This window comes from Bartonella refiksaydamii, from assembly GCF_902652675.1.
Taxonomy (GTDB): domain Bacteria; phylum Pseudomonadota; class Alphaproteobacteria; order Rhizobiales; family Rhizobiaceae; genus Bartonella; species Bartonella refiksaydamii.
Genome location: NZ_LR736316.1, coordinates 1 through 18,461 on the forward strand (window position 1 = coordinate 1; position 18,461 = coordinate 18,461).

General features: G+C 39.6%; 13 protein-coding genes, 1 tRNA gene and 1 pseudogene. 9 read left to right on the forward strand and 6 right to left on the reverse strand.

The genetic code is table 11. The features are described from left to right. The 4 genes from GQO39_RS07215 to glmM all read left to right on the forward strand — a co-directional run. A partial coding sequence (locus GQO39_RS07215) for a tol-pal system YbgF family protein (protein WP_156851586.1) occupies positions 1-923 on the forward strand: 923 nt, incomplete at its 5' end. Continuing rightward, positions 913-2,433 carry a tRNA lysidine(34) synthetase TilS gene (tilS, locus tag GQO39_RS07220; protein WP_156851587.1) on the forward strand — a complete coding sequence of 507 codons (1,521 nt, stop codon included), beginning with the start codon at positions 913-915 and terminating at the stop codon, positions 2,431-2,433. The genes GQO39_RS07215 and tilS, both read left to right, overlap by 11 nt. Positions 2,434-2,549: 116 nt before the next feature. Then, positions 2,550-4,703: an ATP-dependent zinc metalloprotease FtsH gene (gene ftsH, locus GQO39_RS07225; RefSeq protein ID WP_156851588.1), complete on the forward strand. Its 2,154-nt coding sequence runs from the start codon at positions 2,550-2,552 to the stop codon at positions 4,701-4,703. Positions 4,704-5,228: 525 nt separating this feature from the next. Beyond that, positions 5,229-6,608 (forward strand): phosphoglucosamine mutase, encoded by a 1,380-nt coding sequence (gene glmM / locus GQO39_RS07230; RefSeq protein ID WP_156851589.1) that lies wholly within the window; start codon positions 5,229-5,231, stop codon positions 6,606-6,608. A gap of 513 nt (positions 6,609-7,121) precedes the next feature. Here glmM and GQO39_RS07235 read toward each other — a convergent pair. Together GQO39_RS07235 and GQO39_RS07240 are read right to left on the reverse strand one after the other, a co-directional pair. Continuing rightward, entirely contained in the window at positions 7,122-7,565 is a 444-nt protein-coding gene (locus GQO39_RS07235) for a hypothetical protein (protein WP_156851590.1), read from the reverse strand. A gap of 3 nt (positions 7,566-7,568) precedes the next feature. Continuing rightward, positions 7,569-7,886 carry an ElaB/YgaM/YqjD family protein gene (locus GQO39_RS07240; protein ID WP_156851591.1) on the reverse strand — a complete coding sequence of 106 codons (318 nt, stop codon included), beginning with the start codon at positions 7,884-7,886 and terminating at the stop codon, positions 7,569-7,571. Positions 7,887-8,626: 740 nt separating this feature from the next. On the opposite strand from GQO39_RS07240, the gene GQO39_RS07245 reads away from it, so the two are divergent. Next, positions 8,627-9,490 (forward strand): MotA/TolQ/ExbB proton channel family protein, encoded by an 864-nt coding sequence (locus GQO39_RS07245; protein ID WP_156851597.1) that lies wholly within the window; start codon positions 8,627-8,629, stop codon positions 9,488-9,490. After that, the gene (locus GQO39_RS07250) at positions 9,487-10,062 is read left to right on the forward strand and encodes a biopolymer transporter ExbD (protein ID WP_156851592.1); all 576 of its coding nucleotides are present in this window, start codon (positions 9,487-9,489) and stop codon (positions 10,060-10,062) included. Before GQO39_RS07245 ends, GQO39_RS07250 begins: the two co-directional genes overlap by 4 nt. Positions 10,063-10,492: 430 nt before the next feature. Here GQO39_RS07250 and dut read toward each other — a convergent pair whose 3' ends face one another. Together dut and GQO39_RS07260 are read right to left on the reverse strand one after the other, a co-directional pair. Next, a complete protein-coding gene (dut, locus tag GQO39_RS07255; RefSeq protein WP_156851593.1) occupies positions 10,493-11,035 on the reverse strand; it encodes a dUTP diphosphatase in 543 nt (180 codons plus the stop codon). A gap of 144 nt (positions 11,036-11,179) precedes the next feature. Next, the gene (locus tag GQO39_RS07260) at positions 11,180-12,154 is read right to left on the reverse strand and encodes a VIT1/CCC1 transporter family protein (RefSeq protein WP_156851594.1); all 975 of its coding nucleotides are present in this window, start codon (positions 12,152-12,154) and stop codon (positions 11,180-11,182) included. Positions 12,155-12,418: 264 nt separating this feature from the next. Here GQO39_RS07260 and GQO39_RS09420 point away from each other — a divergent pair, with 264 nt between their 5' ends. Both GQO39_RS09420 and GQO39_RS07265 read left to right on the forward strand, forming a co-directional pair. Further along, the gene (locus tag GQO39_RS09420; protein WP_256375704.1) at positions 12,419-12,547 is read left to right on the forward strand and encodes a hypothetical protein; all 129 of its coding nucleotides are present in this window, start codon (positions 12,419-12,421) and stop codon (positions 12,545-12,547) included. 1,344 nt (positions 12,548-13,891) lie between these two features. After that, positions 13,892-14,053 (forward strand): hypothetical protein, encoded by a 162-nt coding sequence (locus tag GQO39_RS07265; RefSeq protein WP_156851595.1) that lies wholly within the window; start codon positions 13,892-13,894, stop codon positions 14,051-14,053. 480 nt (positions 14,054-14,533) lie between these two features. Here the strand turns inward: GQO39_RS07265 and GQO39_RS09280 are convergent. Further along, positions 14,534-15,076: pseudogene (locus tag GQO39_RS09280) on the reverse strand (type II toxin-antitoxin system PemK/MazF family toxin). A gap of 1,081 nt (positions 15,077-16,157) precedes the next feature. On the opposite strand from GQO39_RS09280, the gene GQO39_RS07270 reads away from it, so the two are divergent. Continuing rightward, positions 16,158-16,242 (forward strand) — tRNA-Leu (locus tag GQO39_RS07270). Positions 16,243-17,286: 1,044 nt separating this feature from the next. On the opposite strand, the gene GQO39_RS07275 is transcribed toward GQO39_RS07270, so the two are convergent. Further along, a complete protein-coding gene (locus GQO39_RS07275) occupies positions 17,287-18,162 on the reverse strand; it encodes an outer membrane protein (protein WP_156851596.1) in 876 nt (291 codons plus the stop codon). Between the last annotated feature and the right edge of the window lie 299 nt (positions 18,163-18,461).

The window sequence follows — 18,461 nt, forward strand, 5'->3', positions numbered from 1 at the left end:
AGGCTGGTGCTGATGCTGTGGATAAAGCTGTTGATGCGGTGAATGAGGCTGGTGCTGATGCTGTGGATAAAGTTGGCGATGTGACAGGTGCGGCTTCCTCTTTTCAGGGGATGCTTCAAAGTCGGGAGTTTATTTTAGAAAATCAGAAAGCTCTTTTTAAAGATTATGATTTTGATAAACTCTTGCGTGATATACGAACGGTGCTTGAGCACAATGATCTGAAAAATGTTCAAAAGCAATTTCACCAGCTGTTTGATAAAAAAGACTCTTCTGTTTACTCTTGTGCTTTTGAAAATGCTTTTTTGGATGAAAATTTACAGATTGTAAAGGAAGGGACGGTTCAGGAACAGAGCACGAAAGATGATCAGAGCAGTGTTGCCGATCTGGAAAGCCATGATCATACAAGTCGTTTGCAAGAAGTGCATAAAGATGTGGAGAAAACAGGGAATCTTCTGCAGAAAGTGCATGACCACTTTAAAAAAGCACATGAAGAAAGCGTTCATGTTGAACCGCATCAGGGTAAAGATTCCTCTCTTTTTTCTTCCAAGGCGTTGTATAAAAAAGGTTATAATTTTATTGTTTCTGGCAACTATGTCGATGCTGAAAAAGCCTTTTGCGCTTTTCAGCATCACTATAAAAAAGATCCTTTGAGTGATGATGTTTTGTTTTGGTTAGCGGAAGCTTTGTTGGGACAGAAACGTTATCATGAAGCAGCGCAAGTTTATCTTAGCGCATGGTATACAGATAAAAAGAAGCTCTATACTTCTGAGATTTTATTGAAATTAGCAATGAGTATGGTTTCTCTTGATCAAAATAAAGAGACTTGTGCGCTTTTTGCAAAAAGATCAAAACGTCATAAAACGTTAGAGTCCATTTTTTGTAAACCTCTAAAAAGGAGTGGAGTCATTCACCGTGGACGTTAGACTAGCAGGAAATCTCTTTAAAACATCGGATTTTGTCCAGTGTGAAAAGTTGATCCTTGCGGTCTCAGGGGGGAGTGATTCTTTGGCTTTGCTATTTTTACTCAAAGACCATTTAAACACTCTCTCTGTTCCTCCAGAAATGATTGCTGTTACCGTTGATCATCAGTTGCGTAAAGAATCAGCTTATGAAGCAGAAAATGTTGCACAAATTTGTTGTGCCCATCACATTAGGCATGTCGTTGTACGATGGGAAGGTCAAAAGCCAAAAACGCATATTGCTTCAAGTGCCCGTATTGCTCGCTATAATCTCTTGTTTAAAGAAGCGCAAAAACAAGGTGCGACGCTTATTATGACAGGGCATACGCTCAATGATCAGGTTGAAACCTATCAAATGCGCTCTCAACGTCTCCAAAAAGGTATAAATGTTTTGCAATGCGAGCTTTTAGAAGGCATGTATGATGGTGGGTATGCGAGAGATTCCCTGGATATTTTGCAATGTGAAGCCTTCGAGGGTGTGCGTGATGGGCTTTATTCTATAGAAACCAGAAAAAATATTGCGCAACAAAACTTTATTTTTGCCAAAAAAAACTATGGATTGACCTATGCACGTGGTTTATCTTGTATTCCGCGCGAAGCGTTGTTGCATAGAAAAATACGCTTGATTCGTCCGCTCCTTAGTGTAGAGCGTAAAACATTGCGTGCCTATTTGCGTTTCAATGGAAAAACATGGATTGATGATCCAACCAATGAAGATTGCAATTTTGAACGCGTGCGTGTGCGGCAATCTCTTCACCAAAAAAAACTTTCCGGTATTGTCCAAAAGGTTCGTGAAGCTGCATTTCAACGTCGTCAACACACACAAATTGTTGCCAATTTGATTTTGGCTTTGGATATTTCTGTTGAATATGGACGTTGTTTTATTGCAAAGCCTGCGCCATTTTTACAGCAGCACCAAAGTTTTCCCTTTGTTGTTGGGCTCTTTGCTGTGTTGATGGGAGGGAGAGGATATTTACTTCCTACGCAAAAGTTGATCACACTTGCTAAAAAGCTATACTTCCATTCATTAGAAAAGCGGCGTTTTACTTATGCGGGATCTGTTATTGAATATAGTAGAGATGGGATTGCTCTTTGGCGTGAAGCTCGAAATATGAAAGAGGCGATTGTTGAATCAGGTAAAACTTTTTTATGGGACGGACGCTATCAGATTACGAATCATGGAGCCGATGCCATAAAGGTTGGAGCAGCGCGTTTGAAACAGCTAAAATCTTTATTACAAAACAGTCACTTTAATTTTGAAAATCCCCATTTTCCCTCTTTGCAATCGCTGCTTATGATCTCAAATGACAAAGAGTATGATATCCCAGAGCTAACTTATCAAGCTGTTTCTCATTCTCACAAAAATATCAGTATAAAACGAATTATGGCTCCTTTCGATTGGCTTTCCTCACGTGAGGATGCTGCTTTGGTGAATGTTGTGGAACCTTTTTTTAATGTTGAGGTGAAAAGATAAAGAAAAATCACTCTAAAAGGCAATAAACATCTTCTCATATCTTGGCAAGGGGCAGACAAGGTTATATGTTAAGGGGAAATATTTAAAATCTGTATTTGATTAAGTGTGGGCCGAATATGAATTCCAATTACCGCTCTCTCCTTATCTGGGGAGTTATTGCTTTGATTTTGATTGTGTCGTTTTCCTTCTTTAATGGCGATAGCCAGCGTTCTGGAGGTGGAGAGGTCTCTTATTCTGAATTTTTGCAAAAAGTTGAGAATAATGAGCTGAAATCTGTGACTATTCAAGGTCAAAAATTAACAGGGCAAACCATTGAACACAAGGTTGTTTCAACCTATGCTCCACGAGATCCAGGTTTGATACAAAAGTTGGAAAGCAGAAATGTTAATGTTAAAGCTATTCCTGAAGGCTCTGGCAATAGTATCTTCCTCAATCTCCTCTTTTCTTTGTTACCTGTTATTATTATCGTTGGGGCGTGGGTCTTTTTTATGCGACAAATGCAAAATGGATCACGCGGCGCAATGGGATTTGGGAAATCAAAAGCAAAATTGCTTAATGAAGCACAGGGGCGTATTACCTTTCAGGATGTCGCTGGTGTTGAAGAAGCAAAGCAGGATCTACAGGAAATTGTCGAATTTTTACGTGAGCCACAAAAATTTCAACGGCTAGGGGGGCGTATCCCACGGGGCGTTTTGCTGGTGGGTCCTCCAGGAACTGGTAAAACTTTGCTTGCTCGCTCTGTTGCCGGAGAAGCCAATGTGCCGTTCTTTACCATTTCAGGCTCCGATTTTGTCGAAATGTTTGTTGGTGTTGGGGCAAGCCGTGTGCGCGATATGTTTGAACAGGCGAAAAAAAATGCGCCCTGCATTATCTTTATTGATGAAATTGATGCTGTAGGGCGCCATCGTGGTGCTGGACTGGGAGGTGGAAATGATGAGCGTGAGCAGACCTTAAACCAGTTGCTTGTCGAAATGGATGGTTTTGAGCCAAATGAAAGTATCATTCTTATTGCTGCAACCAACCGTCCTGATGTGCTCGATCCTGCTCTGTTAAGACCGGGGCGGTTTGATCGGCAAGTTGTCGTACCAAATCCCGATGTTTCTGGGCGGGAGCAAATTTTGAAGGTGCATGTGCGTAATGTACCTTTAGCGCCTAATGTTGATCTGAAAGTTTTGGCAAGGGGGACACCAGGATTTTCTGGTGCTGATCTGATGAATCTTGTCAATGAAGCCGCTCTCATGGCTGCTAGTCGCAATAAAAGAGTTGTGACTATGCAAGAGTTCGAAGATGCGAAAGATAAGGTGATGATGGGGGCGGAACGGCGTTCAACCGCCATGACACAAGAAGAAAAAGAACTTACCGCTTACCACGAAGCGGGACACGCTATCGTGGCTCTCAATGTCCCTGTTGCTGACCCTGTTCATAAAGCGACAATCGTGCCTAGGGGAAGAGCTTTGGGAATGGTGATGCAATTGCCTGAAGGTGATCGCTATTCCATGAGTTATCGGTGGATGATTTCTCGTCTGGCCATCATGATGGGTGGGCGTGTGGCCGAAGAATTAAAATTTGGAAAGGAAAATATCACATCTGGCGCTTCATCTGATATTGAACAAGCAACAAAACTAGCACGTGCTATGATCACACGCTGGGGTTTTTCTGATCTTCTTGGTAATGTTGCCTATGGCGATAATCAGGATGAAGTCTTTTTGGGCCATTCTGTTGCACGAACACAAAATGTCTCTGAGGAAACTGCGCGCATGATTGATGCTGAAGTGCGTAAGCTCATTGATGATGCTTATACAAATGCTACAAAAATTCTCAAAACAAAAAGACAAGAGTGGTTTGCTCTTGCGCAAGGTTTGTTGGAATATGAAACTTTAACTGGAGCTGAAATTAAGGAAATTATTGCAGGAAAGCCCCCTTCACGAACACAAAAAGATGAAGGTGCTCCTGTGCGCACTTCTTCTGTGCCTAAAACTGGGGCAGTTAAGGTGGAGTCTCATATAAAAACGGGTGATAAGACAGATACTAGTAAAGCGGATGCTGATAAAACAGCTTCCGGTAAAGGAGAGATGCGAAAAGCAGAGGAAAAAGTTGGAAAAAAAACAACAAAATCCACTGATGTTGAGTTTAAAGGAGTGCACTCTCATGAAGTTGAGAAAAAATCGCCGAGCGCCAAAAATAACGTAAAAGTAGTAAATCGCTCTAAAAATAAAGCCAGTGCTAAAAAAAAATCGAATGTTATGGAACATGATAAAGAAAAAAAATAACTTTCTGATAATGCTTGAGTGACTATGTTTTGAGCAATTTTTTTAAGAAAGGCGCAAGCAGGGCTTGCGCCTTTGGAGCAATGTTAAGGGAATATGTTCGTAAAGGTGTTTGTGGCTGTAGAGCTTTATTGTGTGAGGTTGCTATGTTGATCGCAGTGGGTAAGGTTGGTGAGATTGTCTTTTGACAGAATTTAGCTACCTTGTGGTTTTGTTTAGAAGGGCTTGTATGTGTAAGGCATGTGAAGGGGTAATGCTTAATGCGTGGGGTGGAGAAGCATAATTGGTGAAGTCTGTGTGGTTTTTGGTAGAGTCAGAGATTTTTTCTCAATAATGGGTTTAAAGGATTCCTTGAAGGAACGTGTTTACGAGATGCCTTTAAGCGATGGGTTTGGAAGGCTCGATTGTTTGAAAGTCTGAAAGAATGAAGGAGAGCAAATGATCTGCTACCATTGGAGTATTTTACGATATTAGAGTTCTGTTTTGTTCGTATAGCAAGAGAAGAAGTGTATATAAAGGAAAAGAGGGATGGCACAAAAATATTTTGGTACAGATGGAATTCGGGGTAAGGCCAATGTTTTTCCCATGACACCAGATTTTGCCATGAAAGTAGGCATGGCTGTAGGGATTTTGTTTCGCTCACAGCATCAGACGCGCCGTGTGGTAATTGGTAAGGATACGCGATTATCGAGTTATATGTTAGAAAATGCTTTGGTTTCAGGATTTACTGCTGCGGGCATGGAAGCTTTTTTGTTGGGACCTGTACCAACGCCCGCTGTTGCTATGCTTTGTCGCTCTTTGCGCGCTGATCTTGGGGTGATGATTTCTGCTTCACATAATCCCTTCTACGATAATGGGATTAAACTTTTTGGTCCCGATGGTTTTAAGCTTTCCGATGATATAGAAAAGAAAATTGAACAATTAATCGATACAGATCTTTCAAAATCCTTAGCGAGTGGTTCAGAAATTGGATACGTAAAACGTGTCGAGGGCGATATTTATCGTTATATCGAATATGCTAAGCGGACTTTGCCACGGGATGTTCGTTTGGATTCTTTGCGTATTGTTGTGGATTGCGCCAATGGTGCTGCTTATAAAGCTGCTCCACGTGCTTTGTGGGAATTGGGAGCCGAGGTTTTTGCTATTCATGATACGCCAAATGGTACCAATATTAATCGAAAATGTGGCTCAACGGATTTGTCTTCTTTAAAACAAAAAGTTCATGAAGTGCGTGCTGATGTAGGGATTGCTCTCGATGGAGATGGAGATCGTGTTCTCATTGTTGATGAAAAAGCGCAAACCATTGATGGGGATCAGTTGATCGCTGTTATCGCGGAACATTGGTATAAAACGGGGCGGTTACAGTGTAATGGTGTTGTCACAACCATTATGTCAAATCTGGGATTTGAACGTTTCTTAAATAGCAAAGGGTTGGACCTTATTCGGACAAATGTTGGGGATCGCTATGTGGTCGATGCGATGCGTCAAAAAGGGTATAATGTTGGTGGTGAGGTTTCTGGGCATATTGTGCTCAGTGATTTTGGTACAACCGGAGATGGATTGGTAGCTGCCTTGCAGATTTTAGCTTGTATGCAGGAAAGCCAAAGCCCTATGAGCCATTTGTGTAAGCGGTTTGATCCTGTGCCACAAATTTTAAAAAATGTAACGATTAAAAACAAAAATATATTAAAAAATGATGCAGTTAAAACAGCAATAGATCAAGCAACGCAGCGTTTGGGAAAAGAAGCACGATTGATAATCCGTGCTTCTGGAACTGAACCAGTCATTCGCATTATGGCTGAAGGCGATGATCAAGAAATTTTGAATGTTATCGTGACAGAGATGATAGATGTACTCACGCATTATGATGCACTTTCAAAAGTGGGCGCTTCCTTTGAGGGGGTATGAATGTTTTTATAAGATCTACGGAATAGTGAAATAACATTTGTGGTATGTAACATTTTTGGCAAAGAAGCACGGCTGGTTTTCAAAAGTGTGCTGGTGATTTGCATGGTGGTTAAAGACCGTGGGTGAGGGGTTTTGCATATGGTTGTGACAGAGATGATGGACGTACTCATACATCATGATGTTCTAAGTGTGCACTTTTAAGAAGCTTGGTTGTTGATGTCGTAATTTTCGTTGAAGAATAGCTCGATACCTCAGAATACATGATTAACTGGGCTGTATCTTTGTAGAAGGCTTTTGAATATTCCCATTATCTTACTATCTACACAATGATCAAAGTGTTTTATTGTCCATATAATGGTGAAAGTGATGTGTTTTTTTTATTCACTCTTTGGTTTCAGGGATTCTTTCTTAAGAGTTAACGTTGCTACAACATTGGTGGTTTGGAGAAAAAAAGTGTTTTCTCTCAAACAAGAGAAAACACCTTGGGGACTTGAAATGATAGAATTACATATCCTACTTTGAAAAATGATTTTTTTTATCCTTTTTCCACAGAAAATAAGTAGCAAGTCCAAGCACTGGAACGCTTAATTTGGCAAAAGGGAGATGTTTGCTTAGAAGTGCAATGCTGGAAAGTGTTGCATCTGTCATCAGTTTATGGCGTTGTTGTTCCGACTTCTTTTGTTGTTCGTAGTGTTGATAAGCCCTGAGAACGCGTCCGACAAAAACACTTAAGCCTGCAACCAAAAGCCAAATGAAAAACATTGTGCTTGCTGCTGCAAGAGGCTTCATGATCGAACATAATGCAAGAAAGCCGATGATACATAAAAAAAGCAACGACATAAACAATGAAATGCTGATAATCCCACAGCAAATTGCTTGAAGGCGGACCTGCTTGACGGTGCTTTTTAATCCTCCACCGGCAAGATGGTTTAAAAGAGGAACGATAAACTTATGCATTGCTTAACGACGCAATAATTGAGCAAGAATAAAACCAACACCTGCTGCAAATAGAACGCTTTTGCCAGGATTCTTACGAACACATTGGTTCATGGTTTGTTCAAGATCGCCGATTTTTTCTTTTGCTTGAGACATCATATCTCCACTATTTTCTTTCGCGGAATTATACAGTTTTTCGGCTTTATCTTTCGCTGCGCTCAACTTGTTTGCACCAAGATCTTTCAGTGTTGAGGTTATTTCTGAAATTTCACTGCGTAACTTCTCTAACTGTCCTTGTAAATCTTTCGTTTTATTATTCTCTGGTGTTTTATTGTTTGCCATGATGCTCTTTCCCTCTCTGATTCATCATTACTCAGTATTTGTACTCAGTATTTGTATATTCATAGTGATCATTTGTATTGGAGTAAAAATTTTCACTGCTTGTGTAACGCCAAATGTTTTTTTTTGTTCCATCTCTTTGTTCATTTGAGAGTATTTTTGATAAAATGAATCTTGTTTGCCTATCAGATGAGTTTTGCACGTGAATAGGTATTGTAAGATCCATCGAGTATCATCTCATATGCTTATGAAAGAGTAAAACACCATTGTGATATTTTTTAGCTCTCAATGCTGCTCTAATTCAACGAACCTTTTATTTTGCCTGTGGGCATTTTGGTATGTTGAGTTTTTTAACGGTTGTTATACACATGTTGGTGCTTTTTGTGGTGGGCAAGAAAACAGTTTTTTATCATTTTGAAAAAAAGCGGCTGAAATGAAAAAACATCCCTTTCCTTGTGTGTACTTATTTGTATTGTAACTGTTACATGTAATGGGGGGTGCCAGTTATAGAGCTGTTTTGTTAGATAAAGTTATTTTGATTTGTGTAGAGAAAAATTTCTTGAAGATCTCTCTTGAAAGAAATGTCTCATGAAATAAAACTATGCTTGATTTATCAAGTTTTATTTTTTAGATTTGAATACAAAATGACGTTAAGAGAGACGTGGTGTTGTGGGGGAGGATGCCATGGCGGTGGTGGCGCAGTTGTAAGATCAAAAAAGAAGGCCATAATATGTGGGACAGAAATGGAATCTGAGACAGTACCCCTAAAGAGCACATCTGCGGTGTTTGCGACGCATGATTTTTCTCCTTTTTCTATGTTTATGGCGGCTGATTTTGTTGTGAAAGCTGTTATTGTTCTTTTGTTGCTTGCTTCTCTTGCTTCTTGGACGATTGCTTTTGTCAAAATCGTTGAGATTGCTTTAGCAAAATGGCGTGTGCGCCATGAACTTCGATTAGTTCTTAACGCTCAGACTCTCACGCGTTTAGCTGCTAGCTTAAAAGAGAGTAAAGGGGCTGGTGTATTCTTTCTTAAAGAAGTTCTTAAAGAAGTGTATCTTTCTGCACAGCAGGTGAACTTTGTTGGTACTGAAACCAGTGGAGATTCTGGTAAAAGAGCCGATACAAAATCAGGGGTGCAAACCATTGCTGATGAGGATACCCTCTTTTATAAGGAGATGAATCGCTACGGGGGGATTGCGCGCGATATGAATGAAGGTGTAAAGGAGAGGGTTCATTCCCTTTTGTCTCGCTGCTTGCTGGCTGCTATGCGCCGTGTTGCGTGTGGGAGTGCCGTTCTTGCAACCATTGGTGCAGTTGCGCCCTTTGTTGGTCTTTTTGCAACAGTTTGGGGGATCATGAATTCTTTTATCGGTATTGCCAAATCTCAAACAACGCAGCTTGATGTCGTTGCTCCAGGAATTGCCGAAGCTTTGCTTGCAACGGCTATCGGGCTTTTTGTAGCCATTCCCGCTGTTGTTATGTATAATAGCCTTATGCGTGCTCTGAGTAGTTATCGCAATGACTTAGGTGATATTGCTGCTGCCATTGAAAGGCTTTTGAGTCGTGAACTCGATAGACAGAGACAACAGAAAAGTCAAAAAAAATGAATGCAAGCTTTAATGATAATTGGGAAACAGATGAGGGTGGGTTGCACAGTGAGATCAATGTAACCCCTTTTATTGATGTTGTTCTGGTGTTGCTTATCGTGTTTATGGTAGCTGCGCCTTTGGCAACATCTGTTATTTCAGTTCAACTTCCTGCTATCACTCAAGCACCTGCTGTGGTTCAACCTGATCAGCCTCTTTATGTGACTTTGCAGAAAGATCATTCTCTTTATGTTGGTGACAATCTTGTCCATCAAACGGCGTTTACTGAAGCTTTGCTTAAAGAAACAAACAAAAATTTAGAGACAAAGATTTTGATCAAAGCCGATAGCGAAATCGATTATGGAGCTGTCGTCGATTTGCTTAATAAAATACGAACTGCTGGATATACTAAAGTTGGTCTTATGGGATTGCAAAAATCTTCTAATGTTGTTTCAAGAGGTATTGCATCTGATGGGGCAGCGGATATGACAGCTGCTGTAGGGGTGGATGTTCCCAGTGATGTGGGTACTCCGACAAGCGATGTGATCAAGTCTAGGACTTCTGGGATGGGAACTGTCTCTCCTGTAGAGTAACGAAGACGGTTTTGTAACAATGTGGCTTTGCCATTTCTTTTTGCTTAAGTTTGTTTTGTTAAGCCAAAGTGTCTGTACCTTGATTTCTTGTACTGCTTTGTGTGCTCTCTTTCTGCTCTGCTTCAGGATACATATATCACCTTGGATAACTGGAGTTGTGACCGTTTGTACAATGCGCATGCCTTTTTTAAGGGAAATTAATGGAAAAGTTTTTTGTCTCAAATTTGTGAGAAGAATTTTGACTTCGCATCCGGACAATTGCATGCGATTGAAAGCAACTGTTCTGGACGTTGGAGGCATGTGATGCTGTGCTAAATTAGAGTGTTGGTGTATTTTGAAACCCAAGAAGCAAGTAAAAGATAAGGACTTTTGAAATAAATACGTGCTGTTTTGGTGCAAGGATGACAGCTTCTTTTTCTTCAACTGCTGCTTAATCGTGTCCTGTTGAGCCGAAGCCGCCTGTGCCACGACCTTCCGTGCTGCTTTGGGAGCTGTCTTTTTGAGCCAGTTCAATTTCACAAACATTCACTTGAATAACCGGTGCGATAACTGTTTGTGCAATGCGCATTCCGCGTGTAATGGAAAAATTTTCTTGCCCTAAATTAATGAGAAGTACTTTGACTTCACCACGGTAATCGCTGTCAATTGTTCCAGGGGTGTTTAGGCATGTGATGCCATGCTTTAAGGCTAAACCAGAGCGTGGACGTATTTGTGCTTCAAAGCCGGGAGACAAGTGAAAGATGAGACCCGTTGGAATAAGGGCGCGTTGCCCTGGAGCAAGGGTGAGTGTCTCTTCCTCTCCAACAGCTGCTCGCAGATCAAGACCAGCAGACCCTGCTGTGGCATAATGGGGCAGCTCCAGACCTTGGCCATGTTCAAGACGCTGGATTGATAAGATTATCTTTTGTGCAAGATGAGGGGATGCATTCGATGAAGAGGGGCTCTTTGGGCTGTTCAGGTGCGTATAGGGCATTATAAAAGCATCTCCAAAATGTACACAATAAACATAGCTTTAACAAAAGACTCCTTCTGAAACAAGTCGCTAAAGACCTGTAGAGGCAACGGTTTCCACTGCTTGTTTTGTATGGTAAATGTCTTTTTTCTATAGTGTCTGCCTTTATATACTGCCAATGAAAACACCTGTAGCGAAAACGAGTGCTCCGCCAATGATAACTTGTAAAGATGCGCGCCAAAAAGGAGTCGACATAAATTTATTTTGAATCCAAACTATTGCCAAGAGTTCGAAAAAAACAATAATAAATGCAATAATTGTCGCGATATAAAACGAGTTGATCAAATAAGGGAGTGTGTGACCTAATCCACCTAATGTCGTCATAACGCCGCTGGCAATGCCTCTTTTCAGTGGAGAACCACGACCTGACAATTTGCCATCGTCATGGGCTGCTTCTGTGAACCCCATTGAAAGACCTGCTCCAATCGAAGCAGAAAGCCCTATCAAAAAAGTTTGATGTGTATCCTCCGTTGCAAAAGCTGCTGCAAAAATGGGCGCAAGGGTGGAGACAGAGCCATCCATTAAGCCTGCAAGACCAGGTTGAATCCATGTTAAAAGCATTTGTTTATGCGTTTTTGACGGCTTTTTCGGAGTTTGTTTTTTCACTTCTATTGTGCGCACATTCCCACCTGAAGCTATTGTATGCGTATTTGCGCTTGAAGCTATTGTATGCGTATTTGCGCTTGAAGTTATTGTATGCGTATTTGCGCTTGAAGTTATTGTATGCGCATTTGCGCTTGAAGTTATTGTATGCGCATTTGCGCTGGGGGTTATTGTGCATGCATTTGCGCTTGCGCGCTTACTTGTTACAAGGGCAGGATGGTCACACAATGACCCTACAGTTCTTGCACGATTATTACAGGAAAGGCAAAGCAGCTGCTTATAATTTTCAAGCTCTTGCATGCCCATTTTCGTAAAAATTGCTGCTTGCCTAGAGGAATAAGGTTTTAGAGCCCTTGCGTATTTTAAATAAAGCGCTGCATGTTGTTCTTTTGCTTTGAGCGCTCGGATCATTATTTTTTGTGCTGAACGGAAGGACAGAGCTTTACGTTGTAGAAATGAAAAAAACGATTTCAACATTTTCTGTTCCTTTACATTTTAGAACAATTCTAAAAATATAAGAATAAAAACGTGAAAGTCAATCTAAAATTTAAAAATTGGTAAAAGACAGTGGTGAGAAGAGAGGGGCGTTGATGCGTAAAGCTGATGCGTGAAGAGAGTAAAAAAACTGGTTACAAAAGAAAACAAAAAAGCTGGAAAAACACTGTGTATGAAAAAAAATTGAAGAAAAATGGAGGGAACTATCTGGGAATCGTTCCAGTATATGAGAGGATATGAAAAGAGATGATGGGTATGAAAGAAGCTGTGATGTGCTGGGCTTTAGAGTATGTGCTTGGGGGGGGAGAATTGGGGTTTGTGGGATGTGCGAAGGCTGTGCTTTCTCGGGGCGTTGTGAGAGATTTATGCTGGTAGTAGAATGAAAAGAGGAGCATGTGTGCTTGGAGAGAGGCACGCGGTTTTGCTTTTGTTTTGCTGTTGTCATTTTTTATAGCCTAAAAGGAGCTCGTTTGAAGCGATATAAAAATGGCAGGTCTGTAAAAGAGACTGGCAACGATGTTCTAAGCGGCAAATGGGAGAAAAGAAAGTGCATGGATGCTTCAGAATAAAAAGGAGGGGGGATGTTATAATTGTATTGCGAAAGTGTATTACTTCTGGTGGATGGCAGGATTAAACGGCAGATTGAAGATGGAATAGCGTGCGTGCAATGAACTACCGACAAACTGCTTGGTGCAAGAGTGGATGCCATTGCACACTAGATTGGGTATCAGCTTCTTTACGTTTATGAAGGTGCGAGCCAGCGCCATCATGCTATTCTCTATATTCTCTTTACTGGGCACTTAGCGTTGTTATTGCTTGTGTCTCTAAGCGGTTTGTTGTGTGTAACCAATCTACCTTTTTTATTACGATTGTATGAATTTTTCTGATTATGGGGTGAGAGTGCATAAAACAGAAAGATAGTATAATAGTAAATTGTTTGATTCAGCATGAAAATTTATAATTTACTCATGATAATTTATCGCCTTGAAACTTGAATGAGAGCTTCGAATACAGTAGGATTCTCCTATCTCAAAACTTCTTATAATTGATCAATTAAAATCATTCGTTTGTATATCACAAGGGGGGTGTTGCTATGGAATGTGATAAGTTGTGGCGTGAGAAGCGCATAATCTCATCGCGTTAAAAGGGAGTACTCTTGATGTTTTTAAAAATAGTTAATTTTTATAGATAAAAGGGGACATATATGAAAATTGATGAAAGTATAGAATGGCTTCTACGTTCTGGAAAACTAACATTACCGTAGGCAGCGTTATTGATAGCAGAATTGAATCCACTCATTTGTAGTTTTTACGACGAAAGAAGACCTGAAGAGGATGATATCTACGAAGTAGTTTGTCTTTTGCGAAGGGGCTGGAGGGATGCTTATTTCTGCATTATGACGCTGGTTGTACATTTTTAGGAATGACAAGCATACTGAAAGCAATAGGGCTGATAAAGAGAAGAATGTATCCTGCTAAAAATATGTGTGTCTTGGAAATAAAATTGACAATCAAAATTATTTTCTTTCAGAGAAAAATTTTGTCCATTCTTTCTCTGTTGAGAAATATGTTAAGCAAAAAAAGGCATCCAAGGCGCAAGAAATTTGCAAGTAAATCCAATCATTCCAAAAATACTTTGGCATGGGGCTCTGGTATAGAGCTCTGGCGTAGAGATTTAGCATGGGGCTCTGGCGTGGAATTTTCTTTGTGAAGGGATGGTTTGAAAGTTGAAAGCCTCCCTGTACAAGCTATGTTGGGGGCTGTTACAGGGTGGGCAGTGCATTTAAGTTATGGCGATAGGCAACATGGTGTTCTTTTTGAAGGAAAAGAAAGCGGTTTTGCGTTGATTTCCGGTTTGTTACAGGAACATGTTCATTTCTGAAAATTTCTACCAATGGGATGGTAGACCGAAGCTTCCAGACTAGAAAGCACATCTTACCATAGCGGTAGATGGTGATGAAGCAAATTATAAGGTAGACTTTTTTCTTGCGCTACGAGCATAGCAGCACCGCTTTTTTGAAAGCACAAAAAAATCCAATTCTCATGGTGTGCTGTTTTCTCGAAAAGAGAAGTGTGAACCAGTATAAAGATAATACGTATGGTTATTCTTTATGTAAAAGCTCTCTACAAATAAGCGGTTGGGCAAGTGACTGAGCACATGATTGGCAAAAAGACAACCTCTTACCATATTCTTGCATTTGGTGAAATCTTTTTACTTCATCCTATCATTTACATTATGCGCTTATGTTTATGATATGGTTGAATGCTAAAAACGACGAAAGGAGCGGTGGGCAACCGTTCCTCTTTCCCCTTGCGGGGAAGCGACCACCATTCCTGATGCCGTGTATGATGGTATATACGCTTATTTTTTAAGCCAATGGTGTGAATGCGGTAAATGTTTGAGCATAAGGATTACGACTTTATGAAACTCTTTTTCAGATAAGCTTGGAACAGTACGCAAACAACTTAAATGACTTACGGAAACTGTCGTAATATAATTACAGATAATCTATGCTTTTTTATTTTTTATTTTCTATGAGAGACTGAAATGGATAGGTGGACAGATTATTGGATTGTTATTGCGTTGAAATAAGGCAAAATCGTGATATTGCCATATAATTTTGTATTCTTAGAAAGCACTAAAACAGGCTGCTTTTTCCAAATTCAGGTAGTATTGTATTATGAGGAAAATCGTACCAAAGAACATGTCAAATGCGTGGAGCTGATTTAATTCGTGGTTTTATATGAGGTGGTTTTTGGTAAGGAGCATTTAAATCGCCTTTTTGCGTATACTTCCGTCATGCACCGTGATCATGTTCCATCATGATGTGTGGTTCTTCAAGTTGGCTTATGGAGTGAATGACGGACTTGCAACAGGAGACGTTGTGCCCTTATTCTCAATCAACCATCTGTATTTATTGGTCTCCTCACTTGTTATTTTATAGTTTTACAGTTATAGTTTTGATGCCCTAAAAAGACTCGTATACGGGGCAGATGTAGCCATACTTCGTGCGGTGAAGGTAGAAAAAGCGATGGTTTCTTTGGTTATTTTGTTTGTTCATTGCTATTTGAAACACTGAATTTGCTACATTGCAAATGTGTGTAATGTATCTCTTTTAACAATTTTTCTCCACGGTTTGAGATGGGGGTAAGCTCTTTATCTTTTATGACTATTAAACCATAGGAAAGCAGTAATTTTTTCCATTGAGAGTAGGAGGGCACGTGGTTTCGTTCGTGTTTTGCAGTTATAGTTTTGACAGCCTGAAAGAAGCCCTTTTGAAGCAACCGTAAAGTTGATAAATGCGTAAAATAGGTTGGCAACGGCATTCCAACCGGTAAATGAAAGAACAAGAAATCCTGTGGTCGCTTTAAAATAAGAAGGGGGTTAGATGTTGTTCAACTGTTTGAACTGCTGATTGACGTTTGTTGTTCTTTTCATTGCGCTTAAACCACAACTGGAGGAGCTTCCAAAAACTATATTCAATATCCGTATGGTACACCGCTAAAACAAAGCTGATGGTCATTAAGGCTAAAACACACAAAAAGTTGTACTCAAGAAGAAATGCGGAAAAGCCATGTCCCAAAGCCTGCTAAAAGCAGAGATTGTACAGTACCATAATACCCAAAACGCTTCATGAGATATAAATCGCACGGAAGATATCCTTTACTATTTATCTGCTCGTGGGACATTTAAGCAAATGATTTTTATTGATTCATTATATGAGAGAGTTTGAAATGAAAAAATTATCTGTATTTGAGGCTCCTATTTGAGAATGGTAAATAATAAATTCTCTTTATAAATAAAACTGTTGTATTGTATCTAAAATCAGATGGGGAAGATATTTTTTTAAATTCGATGAGGTAAAAATAATACGAATTCTTAAAAAATCCGAAGTCTAGTGTTGACGAATCTCCCCCTCTTCATATAGTGCAGAGAGACAATGGATGGGTCTGTCTTTTATGACGTCTGTTTTTTGTAACAATGTGCGGGTGTGGTGGAACTGGTAGACGCGCCAGACTCAAAATCTGGTTCCGAGAGGAGTGTCGGTTCGAGTCCGACCACCCGCACCACTTTATATTGTGCTTCTGCTTATTTTGCTGCGTTATTCCAGCGTTGTGAAGTGTTGTTTTCAAGACACTGCGTGAATGTGTACGCATACAGTTTAAAAATACACTGTCATCTCTGTCTGATTTCCTTTTCCTTTTGAAACAACCAACTCTGTGAGAAAAACAGTAATTTCTGGAACACCAATCTGATAGGCTAGCAAAATATGCTACATGTTTGAGATATGGGATTATCAGTAGCAGAAATAAGCAAATCACTCTCTCTCTTTATCTGTGCTGCTCTCGTGGTGAAGTATAAAGTTGAATGAGATATTAAAACAGAACTAGCCTAGTATGTACGGTATACTGGGTACGGTATATTGAGAGAAGACAAAGTTAACCTCTGTAGTATAGCCTCTTATGAAATGTTCACATAAATGATGAGCAGATGACACTTCTTCGAGAGAAACGCATTTAAGTGCAGATGGTGGGGATGGGAGCCTTCATTCTTTAGGACAGGGGACAGGGAAGAGGTCAATAAAAATCACGAAATGAAATGATTTACTGCTTTGTGTAATACCTGTGGCTGTTTTATCAAGTGAAACAGTGTTTTATGAAAAAATGCATCAAGCCTTCTTTTTGAAGCGGACATGGTGAAATATTAAAAGATAGATGAAATTTTGTAACTTAACTTATCATTCTTATGGTTCTCTCAGAGCTTTCTCATGGATTTTACTCAAGTTTTTGGGCTTGGAGTACAGAAACACATCTCCATCATTTGGCTGCTGAAACTATTTTTACCATTTCGTGGAAAATTTACTTCAAAATGTCTTATCTAAGTGTTTTTTTTAACAATCATATAATCTTTTTATTGGTATTATGTATTTGAATAATAAACAAATTGATACAATATTCATAACATATCGATTATCTTTTTCTTGTAATTGTGCACACTTGATTTGTTGATCTTTTCCCTGCCTTGAAGGACACTGTATTACAATACGACAGATAAAAAATAAAACCCCTGCCTTTGTTTTACAGGGGTTTTTAGTAGTTTAATTTTACAATAATTTAGAATTTATACGCTAAACCAAAGCGGAAATTATTAGTTTTGGCGGCAACTTCAACTTTATCGTCTGCGAATTTCTTTTTACCAAAATCTGTGTAACGATATTCTGCACGCATGATGATATTATCTGTCATTGCAAGATCAATACCAGCACCAACAGTATAGCCAATCATTTTTTGTGTCTCATCCAACACATTGCCAGAAGCAAATATTGTAGATTGATCTTCGTGTGATTTTGATGAAATTGACGTAGTATATTGCATCTGTGTATAAGCTACACCACCCGCGATGTATGGCATAACACGATCACCAGCAAAACCAATACGCATGCGTGTTGCACCTACCCATTTTTCTTTTAACGTGATACCGCTTACGACGATATCACCAACATTGGGTATGGTTTCATCCTGTGCTCCAGGTTTTGTAACGGAAATTCCCGCTTCTTTAAAGACTGCGTTGAGAGCATCTAAGCTATTTCTATCTGAAATTTCTTTTTCACTATCTACTTTTTTATCTTTTTTACCAGATACGACCATATCCGTGTCAACACCAAGAATAAAGCTATCTCCCAGATCAACATTAGCCCCTGCATAAAGCCCAGCTACGAATCCTTTCGGTTTAGGTGATAAAGATTTATCAATAAAAGCCCATTTTCCAGTCGTTGCATCTTCAGAGTAATTTAAAGTGTCTGTACTTGAAAAACCACCAAACTGTCCTCCAAGATAAAAACCACTCCAAGAAAAATCGGGAATAGTGATCATGGGTGTAATGCTTGGTTTTGGGCTTGAATTTTGAAAAACCATGGTATCCGCTGCTTGCGCTGCCGAGGACGCAATTAAAGTAAAAAGCGATAGTGTTATTAAATATTTTGTATTCATGAAAATCCCTAACTTGTTTAAACCATAATGGATTATACTACCTTGATAGTAAATATCAATACTCTAATTATTATCGTTAACAAATTAAGAATTTTTCAAGGCTTTTTTGTAGGAAGTTAAATACAATAAGAGTGTTAAAATTTTCAAGCAGTTTGATATCTCATTGAATTTCTTTTTTCTCTAAAGAATAGGGTTTTATGGAACAATATACGAGCTCAGGGGGATGGGCTTTTAGTTTTTTGAAAACCACTGTTTCATATGTGCAAAAACATTCTCTCTTGCATTCATAAGACGAGCAA

What these genes read in the sequence shown, in the direction of transcription:
- GQO39_RS07250 (WP_156851592.1), top strand. Translation starts at nt 9,487, where the DNA reads ATGAATGCAAGCTTTAATGATAATTGGGAAACAGATGAGGGTGGGTTG.
- glmM (WP_156851589.1), top strand. Translation starts at nt 5,229, where the DNA reads ATGGCACAAAAATATTTTGGTACAGATGGAATTCGGGGTAAGGCCAAT.
- GQO39_RS07260 (WP_156851594.1), bottom strand. Translation starts at nt 12,154, where the DNA reads ATGTTGAAATCGTTTTTTTCATTTCTACAACGTAAAGCTCTGTCCTTC.
- GQO39_RS07240 (WP_156851591.1), bottom strand. Translation starts at nt 7,886, where the DNA reads ATGGCAAACAATAAAACACCAGAGAATAATAAAACGAAAGATTTACAA.
- GQO39_RS09420 (WP_256375704.1), top strand. Translation starts at nt 12,419, where the DNA reads ATGATGGGTATGAAAGAAGCTGTGATGTGCTGGGCTTTAGAGTATGTG.
- dut (WP_156851593.1), bottom strand. Translation starts at nt 11,035, where the DNA reads ATGCCCTATACGCACCTGAACAGCCCAAAGAGCCCCTCTTCATCGAAT.
- GQO39_RS07245 (WP_156851597.1), top strand. Translation starts at nt 8,627, where the DNA reads ATGGAATCTGAGACAGTACCCCTAAAGAGCACATCTGCGGTGTTTGCG.
- GQO39_RS07235 (WP_156851590.1), bottom strand. Translation starts at nt 7,565, where the DNA reads ATGCATAAGTTTATCGTTCCTCTTTTAAACCATCTTGCCGGTGGAGGA.
- ftsH (WP_156851588.1), top strand. Translation starts at nt 2,550, where the DNA reads ATGAATTCCAATTACCGCTCTCTCCTTATCTGGGGAGTTATTGCTTTG.
- GQO39_RS07275 (WP_156851596.1), bottom strand. Translation starts at nt 18,162, where the DNA reads ATGAATACAAAATATTTAATAACACTATCGCTTTTTACTTTAATTGCG.